The sequence below is a fragment of the Blautia aquisgranensis genome, from assembly GCF_040096615.1.
In the GTDB taxonomy this organism is placed as follows: domain Bacteria; phylum Bacillota; class Clostridia; order Lachnospirales; family Lachnospiraceae; genus Blautia_A; species Blautia_A aquisgranensis.
The window spans coordinates 1-9,958 of sequence record NZ_JBBMEJ010000038.1 but is presented as its reverse complement, the minus strand read 5'-3'; the positions used below and the strand labels follow the sequence as shown (position 1 = coordinate 9,958).

Genomic DNA, 9,958 nt, shown 5'->3' with positions numbered 1-9,958 from the left:
GACGGAACCTCAGACCATGTGGGAATCGTGGAGAAAACTGAGGGAAGTACCGTATATACGGTAGAGGGAAACTCCAGCGATGCCGTGAACCAGAGAAGTTATGATATCAATAACGGAACAATCATGGGATATGGCATACTTTGAAAATTAATATGTTGACTCTTAGAGAGTAGTCAATAGTTTAGATTACCTTGACTAAAAAACAAATATAAAGTATTATGTGATTAGCTTCAACTAACTAGAAAAGGAGGGCGCACAATGACAAACCAATATATGACGAAGCTGTATCACGATCTGCTCTCCAACTCTCCGCAGACAGTGACAATAGATATTCCGGCTGATATGGGAACAGGTCAGATTTCGCAAGTTGTTACAAAGCAAGGAGCTGTTGTATCAGACTGGAAAATGAACTATTTTTCAGATATGAATGTGCAGGGTGTAAGCTGCGAAGATTATATTCAACTTTTATTCTGCTTCAATGATGGCGTATCGTGGAATATTGCAGATGCACGTCAAAGTGTCAGCATCCAGAAAGGCGAATCCTGCATTTATCGGGGACATGGTAAAATGGAATATTTGTGTTATTCTGGGAAGAAAGATTTCCTTTTTAAGAATATAAAAATTCCCATGCCATATTTTCACAAAATTTTGAATGACTACTTTGAAGATAGTGAAATAAACGCTTATGAAAAGAAATTACTGACAGGGATTTCAAAAGTGAGCGTTACCCCGTATATGGAGCACATTTTTGCGGAGGTAAAAGATTTTACGCAATACCGAGGTGGTTTAGGGTATTTATTCTTGGAAAGTAAAGTTTTTGAATTGCTGTCTGTATATTTAAGTGAAGTATTGGAACTCAGTATTCTTTCATCGAACCATATTAGCATTTCCAAAAGTGACAGGGATTCGATTACCGAAGCAAAAAGGATTATTGACAGTCAGCTTGCTTTTGCACCAAGCTGTGAGGAATTGGCGAAAAAGGTAAATATCAGTGTTTCTAAACTGACGAAAGGATTTAATTCTTTATTTGGAACATCGGTTCACGCATATATTATAGATCAAAGACTGGAAAAGGCTGCGGGGCTTCTTTTGGAAAGTGACTTGAACGTAAGTCAGATCGCGATGCTGGTTGGATATTCAAAACCAAGCAACTTTGCGGCTGCGTTCAAAAAGAAATATGGGGTAATACCCAAGAATTATAAAGATGAAAATACGATTGGCTAAACCTAAAAATACCGATTTTGGGTAGAATGAAATCGAGTTTGGGTTGGATGTAACGACGAAAATTGGTACAATTTGCGATGTGGTTAGAGAAGATTAACCACATCGCATTTTTTATTTTCCAAATAAAGGGAGGAGGAATAAGTATTATGAAACAAAAGTTAAATGCGAAAGATTTTATTCTCATCGGTGTTTTAACGGCCCTTATGTGGATTATTTGCATGATTATCAGCACCATTATGAGCGTGGCTGGACCGGTAACAAATGTATTTTACCCATCCGTTGTTGCAATCCCGAATGGTATCGTTATGATGCTTCTACTGGCTAAGGTACCGAAGAAAGGCGTGTTTACCATTTGCGCCGCAATTCAGGCTATCCTGTTTCTGCTGGTGGGTGCTTTCTGGTTCATTCCTATCGGTTTGATAATTGGCGGTGTCATCTGCGATTTCCTGGTTATGAGCCGGAATGAAATTACAATGAAGTCCATGATGACAGCCTATGCGCTGTTCAGTGCTATTTTTGCTTTTAGTGCTATCTGCCCTATCAAATTTCTTCAAAGCGCGTTTGTCGGAGCAATGGAGAAAAACAATATTGCTCCGGAGTACATTCAGGGAATGTTGAACATTACTTCCGTTCCCATGCTGGTAGTCATTGTTGCTGCCGGATTGGTGGGCGGCCTGATTGGTGGCTTTATCGGTCAGAAAGCATTGAAAAAACACTTTATCAAAGCTGGACTTGTTTCAGTAAAATAACAGGATCAGCCCCCTGAAACTTTATCAGGCAATACAGGCAAGCGGGCTGCCTGACTTCAGAGCGTGGGGCTGAGAACAGTCCCGCGCTTTGATTTTTATAGGGAGACATTTGAATGGAAGAAGCACAAATTAAACAAATAATTGAGCGCCAGCCCCTACATGGCTCTGCGCTCCTCGACCCACGTTGCAAGATACTTCTTTTGGTCTGCATTGGTTTTGTCAGTTATTTTCTGGCCGGAGAAGTTGTCAGTCTCGCACTCATGCTGGTTTATGGGCTGTTTATTGCCTTGGGTAACGGTGGAAAATGGGCTGTCAAAATGATAGTGATCTATATTATTGTTGCTTATCTCAATGCCCTGCTCCGTTATGTCCAAGTTCCGGTTTTAAGTGTGATTATGAGCGTGTTCGGCGTGACGGTCTTAAAATTGATTCCTATCATGATGATGGGACTTTGGATATTGCGAACTACATACATGGATGACTTAATGGTGGCACTTCAACGGATGCGGCTGCCCCAGGCAGTCACAATCCCCCTTGTTGTTATGTTCCGATATATCCCTACTTTACGGATTGAATATCGACAAATCCGAAGCACGATGGATATTCGCGGTATCAGCGATACCGTGTGGAAACGAGTATCCCATCCGTTAGCAACCATAGAATACATTTTGATACCTCTGCTAATGCGGTGCTTGAAAGTTACCGATGAACTGGCTGCATCCGGCACAACACGCGGTCTGGAGTTGGAATGCAAACGATATGCGTTGCGGCCAATCCGTTTTTCGTGGCGGGAAATTGTGGTATCGCTGTTGGGTATCCTCTTTTTGGCCGGGTTGCTGTTTATTGACCAGACTAAAATCGGGGAAATCATTTTATGGAGGGTGTGACGATGATCTCATTTCAGAATTTTAGCTTTCGTTATGAAGAAAGCAAAGACTTTACCCTCCGTGGCATTGATATGACCGTACAGACAGGAGAATTTATTCTTTTGACTGGGCGAAGCGGCTGCGGCAAAACAACCCTGATCCGCTCGCTTAATGGTCTGATTCCGCACTTTTATCCCGGAGAAATCCAAGGCGATCTGCTTATGGATGGCCATTCGCTGCTGGAAATGAAGCCGTCTGAATTGGCAGGACAGGTTGGAACGGTATTCCAAGATCCACGTTCTCAGTTCTTTATGACGGATACCACGCGGGAATTGGCTTTCGGCTGCGAAAATCTCGGACTGCCCCGCGAGGAAACGATTGACCGTATTGCAAAAGCGGCGAAAGAGTTGGAATTGGTAGATTACTTAAACAGAAGTATCTTTGCTTTATCCAGCGGGGAAAAACAACAGATCGCAATCGGTTCTGTCTATGCGCTGGGGCCAAAAGTATATATTTTTGATGAACCATCGGCCAATCTGGACTATGCCGCTACCAAACGGCTGGCAGAAATTATGGGAAAACTGAAACACGCTGGATACACCATTTTTGTGGTAGAGCATCGTTTTTATTATTTGCGCGATCTGATTGACCGAGCCTTTCTGATTCAGAATGGAAAAATTGAGCATGAGTTCACAAGGGAACAGTTTTGCTCTCTGCCTGAAGAAACACGAATTTCTTATGGCCTGCGGACAGCATACCCGGAACGCGATGCAGAACATTATCAGGAAAAGCCGCACACAAAGGATGAGACACATCGGCTGAATGTTCACAATTTAGGCTTTGCCTACAAGAAGGTGCCGGATATTTTTCAAAATGTCAGCTTTGAAGCTCATGCAGGAGATGTGATCGGTATTCTGGGCCATAACGGAGCTGGAAAAACAACCCTCTTATCTATTTTAACGGGTCTGCTAAAGCAGCAGCGCGGCGAGGTCTGCTTTGACGGAAAAAAACTTACACCACGCCAGCGGCGGTCACTTTCCTATCTTGTCATGCAAGATACGGATTATCAGCTTTTTGCCAGCAGTGTGGAGGAAGAACTATCCCTTGGTATGAAGGATGATTGCAAAGAAAAAGTGGATGAAACGCTGAAAGCACTGGAACTATCAGATTACCGTGAACGGCATCCGGCATCCCTTTCAGGTGGTCAAAAGCAGAGGGTTACTATCGGTGCAGCAATCGTAAAGGGCAGCCCAGTGATCTACTTTGACGAGCCTACCAGTGGTTTGGACTACGATTCTATGGTGCGTGTCAGCAAACTGATCGAACAACTTTCAAGCTCTGGTGTGATCGTGTTTGTGGTGTCACACGATTTTGAATTTATTGTCCGTACCTGTACGGAGGTGGTTCAGTTGGATGATGACGGGGCTATTCAAAATCAAAGGCTTTCGCCAGAAATTTTGAAAACGCTGTCCGAAAAATATTTTACCTGATAGGAGGTTGGAATTATGTTTCAAAAAGTATTTGAGTATGCAGGGCCTCATAAGAAGGGGCTTTATGCAGCAACGGCCATCGTGCTGGTCAGCGTCCTGATGGGTGTCCTGCCCTTTGTGCTGGCTTATCAGGTGATAGCGCCGCTGGTCATGGGTGAATCTATTGGAGCATCCTTTATCATTTCGCGCGTGGCTCTTGTCTTGGCGTGTCTGGTGCTGCAAGCCCTTTTCTATGGCTGGGGACTGAATCTTTCTCACAAAGCCGCTTATGACACGCTGCTCCGTCTGCGAACGGCACTTCAAAAACGGTTTGAAAAGCTGCCCCTCGGTGTCATTCAGGATAAAGGCACCGGCACAGTCAAAAAGCTGTTCGTGGATGATGTAGACAGTCTGGAAGTTTTACTGGCTCACTCCATGCCGGAGGGAATTGCAAATCTGATGATCCCTATTGCGGTTTATGTGGCAATGTTCTTTGTGGATTGGAAACTGGCGCTTCTGTCGCTGGCATCTATTCCGATCAGTCTGATTGCCATGATGACGATGTATTCCGTCGGCATGAAGAAAATGGGGCCTTACTACATGGCCGGACAGAAGATGAACAATACCATTATTGAGTACATTAACGGTATGGAAGTTGTCAAGGTATTCAATAAGGACGCAGATTCCTATGAGCGGTTCCGCAAAGATGTATCAGATTATCGGGACTATACTCTGGCGTGGTACAAGGCGGCGTGGCCGTGGATGGCAATTTACAGCAGTCTGCTTCCATGCACCATTATTCTGACTTTGCCTGTTGGCGCATGGTTCGTTCTCTCTGGCTGGTCTACTCTGCCTAATTTGATCTTGGTACTGTGTCTTTCTTTAAGTATTGGTATGCCGCTACTGAAATCTCTCGGTTTCCTGCCTACCATGCCCCAGCTCAACTATAAAATTTCTGCATTGGAGCAGGTGTTGGATGCGCCGGAGCTCCAGCAGACAGAAGATGCGTTCCACGGGAAAGATGACACCATTACTTATGACCATGTTTCTTTCGCTTATCAGACCACACAGCCCGGCCCGGATGGAAAGCCTGTTGTAATTGAGGATGAAGTTCTCCATGACATTTCCTTTACGGCAAAAGCTGGACAGAAAACAGCCCTTGTTGGTGAATCTGGCTCCGGCAAGAGTACATTAGCGAAACTGCTGATTCACTATTATGACCCACAGAAAGGCAGTATTTCCATCGGTGGGCAGAAATTATGCGATATGAGCCTTGAAGCACTCAACAGCCGTATTTCCTATGTGGCGCAGGATCAATACCTGTTCAACACCTCTCTGTTCGAAAACATTCGGCTTGGTCGGCTGAACGCAACGGATGAAGAAGTGGTGGAGGCCGCAAAGAAAGCTCAGTGTATGGAGTTCCTTGAGAAACTTCCGCAGGGTATTCATTCGATGGCTGGTGATGCAGGAAAAATGCTCTCCGGCGGTCAGCGCCAGCGTATTTCTCTGGCAAGGGCAATCTTAAAAGATGCTCCTATTGTGGTGCTTGACGAGGCAACTGCCTATGCCGATCCCGAAAATGAGGAAAAGATGGAAGCTGCCATTGCAGAGCTTGTAAAAGGTAAGACCCTTGTGGTTATCGCACACAAATTACCAGCCATTATGAACGCAGATCAGATTTGTGTTATGGATCACGGAAAACTGGTTGCAACGGGCAGACATCAAGAGCTGATCCAGTCCTGCCCTGAATATCAAAAGTTGTGGAAAGCGGCACAAGACAGCGCCGAGTGGAAAGTACACACTGCAAAGGAGGGAAAATAAATGTTTGCTTTGTTTTCAAGAATATTGAAACTTTCCGGCCGTTATAAGAACCGTATTCAGGGCGCATTTGTTTGTGCGTTTCTGGAATCCATTTTGTCCAAAATGCCAATTTTTCTGGCCTTTGTGGTTTTGAGTGGCTTTGCAAACACGACCATTACCGGGCAGACTTGCCTTTATGTGGGACTTGGCCTTGCCGCTATTGTGCTGGTTCAGATGTTCGTCCACTATCTTAGTGACAGCCTGCAAAGTGCAGCGGGATATTTGATGTTCGCTGACAAGCGTATCGAATTGGGCGGCCATCTGCGGAAACTTCCGATGGGATATTTCACTTCCGGCAATATTGGCAAGATCAGTTCTGTCCTCAGTACCGACATGGTGTTCATTGAAGAAGTCGCTATGAGTACGCTGGGAAACATGATGAGCTATCTGCTGTCCTCGCTGGTTTTGCTGGCGTTCATGTTTTATCTGAATTGGCAGCTTGGCTTGATTGCTGCGATAGTTACTATTTTGGCATGGCTGGTATCTAAGGGAATGAACAAAGTTTCCCTACGAGAAGCAGCAGGCCGTCAGGAGCAGAGTGAACGGCTGACCGATGCGGTGCTGTCTTTTGTGGAGGGCATTGGTGTTATTAAGAGCTATAACCTGCTTGGAGAAAAATCCGAAGAACTGTCCGGCAATTTCAAACGTTCCAGAAATACATCGCTTGACTTTGAACGGAAAATGACCCCGTGGACAATGGGGCTGAATATCCTTTACGGTATTGGTATTGCGGCAATTTTTGGCCTGTCTATTGTGTTGGAACAGAACGGTGCGCTTTCTTTGGCTTATGTGTTGGGTGTTCTGCTATTTGTATTTGATCTTTTTGGCCCGTTGAAGGCTCTCTATGGAGAAGCATCCAGACTAACCGTTATGAACGCTGCCCTTGATCGTATTGAAGCAGTATTGGATGAACCGGAACTTTCCGACAACGGCAAGCAGCATATTCCGGCTCAGGCACAGCCGGGACAGCCGGAAGTCCTGTTCAACGATGTTACATTTGCTTATCAGGATAAAGAGGTTCTGCATCATATCAGTTTTGCCATGAAGAAAAATTCTATGACAGCGCTGGTTGGACCGTCCGGTAGCGGTAAGTCCACCATTGCAAACTTGCTGGCGCGACTTTGGGATGTAAAATCCGGCAATGTGACGATAAGGGGCGTGGATATTCGCAATGTACCTCTGTCGGAATTGATGGATCAGATCAGCATGGTATTCCAGCGCGTGTATCTGTTTCAGGACACCATTTACAACAATATCATCATGGGAAAGCCGGATGCCACGGAAGAAGAAGTTTATGAGGCGGCCAGAAAAGCCCGCTGCTATGATTTCATTATGGCTCTGCCCGACGGATTCCAGACGGTGGTTGGTGAGGGCGGTGCAACACTTTCCGGCGGCGAAAAACAGCGTATTTCGATTGCCCGCTGTATCCTGAAAGACGCGCCTATTGTCATTTTGGATGAAGCTACCGCAAGTGTAGATACGGACAATGAAAGCTATATTCAGGAGGCTATTTCCGAATTGGTGAAGGGAAAGACCCTGCTTGTAATCGCTCACCGCCTAAATACCATCCAGAACGCCGATCAGATTTTAGTTATAGACAACGGCCAGATTGCACAGCAAGGAACCCATGAGGAACTTTTGAAACAGCCTGGTATCTATCAGGATTTTGTCAATATCCGAAAGAGTGCGGCTGGCTGGAGTCTTGCTTAATGACGAAAGGAGCTGCCTATGAAACTTCATACTGCCGGAGAGGATTATTTGGAGGCCGTGCTTATACTTCAAAAGAAGCTCGGTATGGTGCGTTCCGTGGATGTTGCCCGGTATATGGAGGTTTCAAAACCCAGCGTATGTTACGCAGTAGGAACTTTACGAGAGGGTGGCTTTTTGACAACAGACGAAAACCATTATATACACCTGACCGACCTTGGCTGGGATGTGGCTGAAAAAATTTACGAACGCCATTGTTTTTTTACTCATCAACTTATATCCGTTGGAGTTAATCCACAAATTGCAGAAGTTGATGCTTGTCGCATGGAACATGCAGTCAGTGATGAAAGTTTTCAAAAACTGAAAGAGCATGCGATGAGAGAGATTGCTTCACAAAAAATTGACAATACATTTGATGATTTTCCTGTGAAGAAGTAGAAAATGTTGCTTTGCTAAAATAGATTAAATATGAAAGACACAAAATACAAGATATTAGCATATTTTGACAATCAATCATATCGAAAACTATTCAATGAGATAAACTCAGATTATGCAGAAAATCTACAAATTTTACTGCATAATTTGAGTTTATTTTCTTATGATGTGCTTATAATAGGAGTGATCCTTTATAAAGAGAACATAAGTAATATTATATCTGCTATTAGAAAGATAACGCAGATACCAATTATTATCTTGACGGATACTTCTTCTTTATTGTGTATGTCATGGAAAAAAGAATTAATATACGCTGGTGCAGACTGTGTAATAGATATAAATAGCACTACAGAAGAAGTAGATCTGCAGATTTTTTCATTGGCACGACGAAATAATAAACAAAAAATAACTCAAAAGCAATCCGAAACGATGATTGATAAAGGAAAACTTGTAATGGATCATAAGAAACATAAAGTATTTTGGAATGATGTAGCGTTACATTTAACACGACAAGAATATAATTTTTTATACTTATTAGCAGCGACACCGATGAGAGTATACACGTTTGAACAGATTTACCAGTTTGTCTGGAAAGATTATCCTGTTGGTGATATTAAAAATATCATCTGGTGTCTGGTAAAGCGACTGAGAAAAAAGCTGAATGTTGTTGAAGATGGTGCCGGGAATTGCATCGTCAGTGTCAGGGATATAGGTTACAAATTTGAATTGAATAAAGAAAACGAACAACAGTAAGGCGAATGATCCGTAAAAAGATTGTTCGTCTTATTTTATTTATTCTGGAAAGAAGGTGATAAAAACTGACCGTCAATTGACAGTTTTCTGACCGTTAACTGACAGGTGCATCCGATACACTGTGCCTTTGTAAAGATATGATTACAAAGGAGATCCGTGTTTGCAGGGAGACAGCAGAAATGCCGGACATTCCTGTAGACAGGAAGAACGGACCAGAGCACCGCCACACTCCGATTTGATTTCGCAAAAATTCAGATCGGAGGAAAACATAAGTGGCTTATAACAAAGCAAAAGAAGAATATAGATGGAACAAGTGGAAAGCAGAGGAAGAGAAGATCCTGCGTGAACAGGACGTGGATGAAGAGACGATCCAGAAGCTTCGGGAGTACGACTGGAACGATTTTAACGCAGAGCGGAGATTCCGGGAACATCAGACCTTGCTTCTGGACTGTATGGAACTGCTCCTGGAAGAAAAAGAAACCAAAGAGTCCCAGCCGGAGAGCGTAGAAGCCCTGCTGGATACCGAAGAATATACAGAGGCGTACTATTAAGACAGCCCCTCCGTCTGCGAAGATCAGCATTCAGCCAGAGCAGAAGCTCCGGGTGGCCAGTTCCAACGCCCTGACAGCCCGGATGCAGAAGCAGATGGAACGAAGGGCAGCGAAGCAGGCGGCGAAGAAAGCCGCCTTGCAGACTTCCGATGGAGTCCGCCGGATACAGAAAACGGCAAGGGCAGGAGAGAATACCTTCAAGGCAGCTAAGGCCGCTGTAGAAGCGGCAGCGAAAACGGTGCAGTCCATGATGGCTGCACTGGGAGCCGCCGGAGCGGTCATGGTTCTGCTTCTGGTTATCATGGTCGGGATCATTGGCGGTGCGGCATTCTCTGGAAGCTCAG

The 9,958-nt window shown here is 44.4% G+C and carries 9 protein-coding genes and 1 pseudogene; all 10 read left to right on the top strand.

What is annotated here, in order from left to right; all coding sequences use genetic code 11:
• Nucleotides 1-258 precede the first annotated feature (258 nt).
• A complete protein-coding gene (locus WMO28_RS16600) occupies nucleotides 259-1,224 on the top strand; it encodes a helix-turn-helix domain-containing protein (protein WP_055056950.1) in 966 nt (321 codons plus the stop codon).
• Nucleotides 1,225-1,370: 146 nt separating this feature from the next.
• Nucleotides 1,371-1,973, top strand: a complete 603-nt coding sequence (locus tag WMO28_RS16595) for an MptD family putative ECF transporter S component (RefSeq protein WP_055268004.1) — start codon at nucleotides 1,371-1,373, stop codon at nucleotides 1,971-1,973.
• A gap of 113 nt (nucleotides 1,974-2,086) precedes the next feature.
• Complete coding sequence (locus tag WMO28_RS16590; protein ID WP_227750794.1) at nucleotides 2,087-2,860, top strand: energy-coupling factor transporter transmembrane component T family protein; 774 nt, start codon at nucleotides 2,087-2,089, stop codon at nucleotides 2,858-2,860.
• A 2-nt stretch (nucleotides 2,861-2,862) separates the two neighbouring features.
• A complete protein-coding gene (locus WMO28_RS16585) occupies nucleotides 2,863-4,329 on the top strand; it encodes an ABC transporter ATP-binding protein (protein WP_349057691.1) in 1,467 nt (488 codons plus the stop codon).
• Nucleotides 4,330-4,344: 15 nt separating this feature from the next.
• A complete protein-coding gene (locus tag WMO28_RS16580) occupies nucleotides 4,345-6,129 on the top strand; it encodes an ABC transporter ATP-binding protein (RefSeq protein WP_055268008.1) in 1,785 nt (594 codons plus the stop codon).
• Complete coding sequence (locus WMO28_RS16575; protein ID WP_349057690.1) at nucleotides 6,130-7,878, top strand: ABC transporter ATP-binding protein; 1,749 nt, start codon at nucleotides 6,130-6,132, stop codon at nucleotides 7,876-7,878.
• A gap of 18 nt (nucleotides 7,879-7,896) precedes the next feature.
• Nucleotides 7,897-8,313, top strand: a complete 417-nt coding sequence (locus tag WMO28_RS16570; RefSeq protein WP_006428313.1) for a metal-dependent transcriptional regulator — start codon at nucleotides 7,897-7,899, stop codon at nucleotides 8,311-8,313.
• 30 nt (nucleotides 8,314-8,343) lie between these two features.
• Nucleotides 8,344-9,063, top strand: coding sequence for a winged helix-turn-helix transcriptional regulator (locus tag WMO28_RS16565; protein WP_349057689.1), 720 nt, complete (start codon nucleotides 8,344-8,346; stop codon nucleotides 9,061-9,063).
• Between the two features lie 272 nt (nucleotides 9,064-9,335).
• A complete protein-coding gene (locus WMO28_RS16560; RefSeq protein ID WP_349057688.1) occupies nucleotides 9,336-9,614 on the top strand; it encodes a hypothetical protein in 279 nt (92 codons plus the stop codon).
• Nucleotides 9,615-9,708: 94 nt separating this feature from the next.
• Nucleotides 9,709-9,958: pseudogene (locus tag WMO28_RS16555) on the top strand (lytic transglycosylase); the annotation flags it as partial.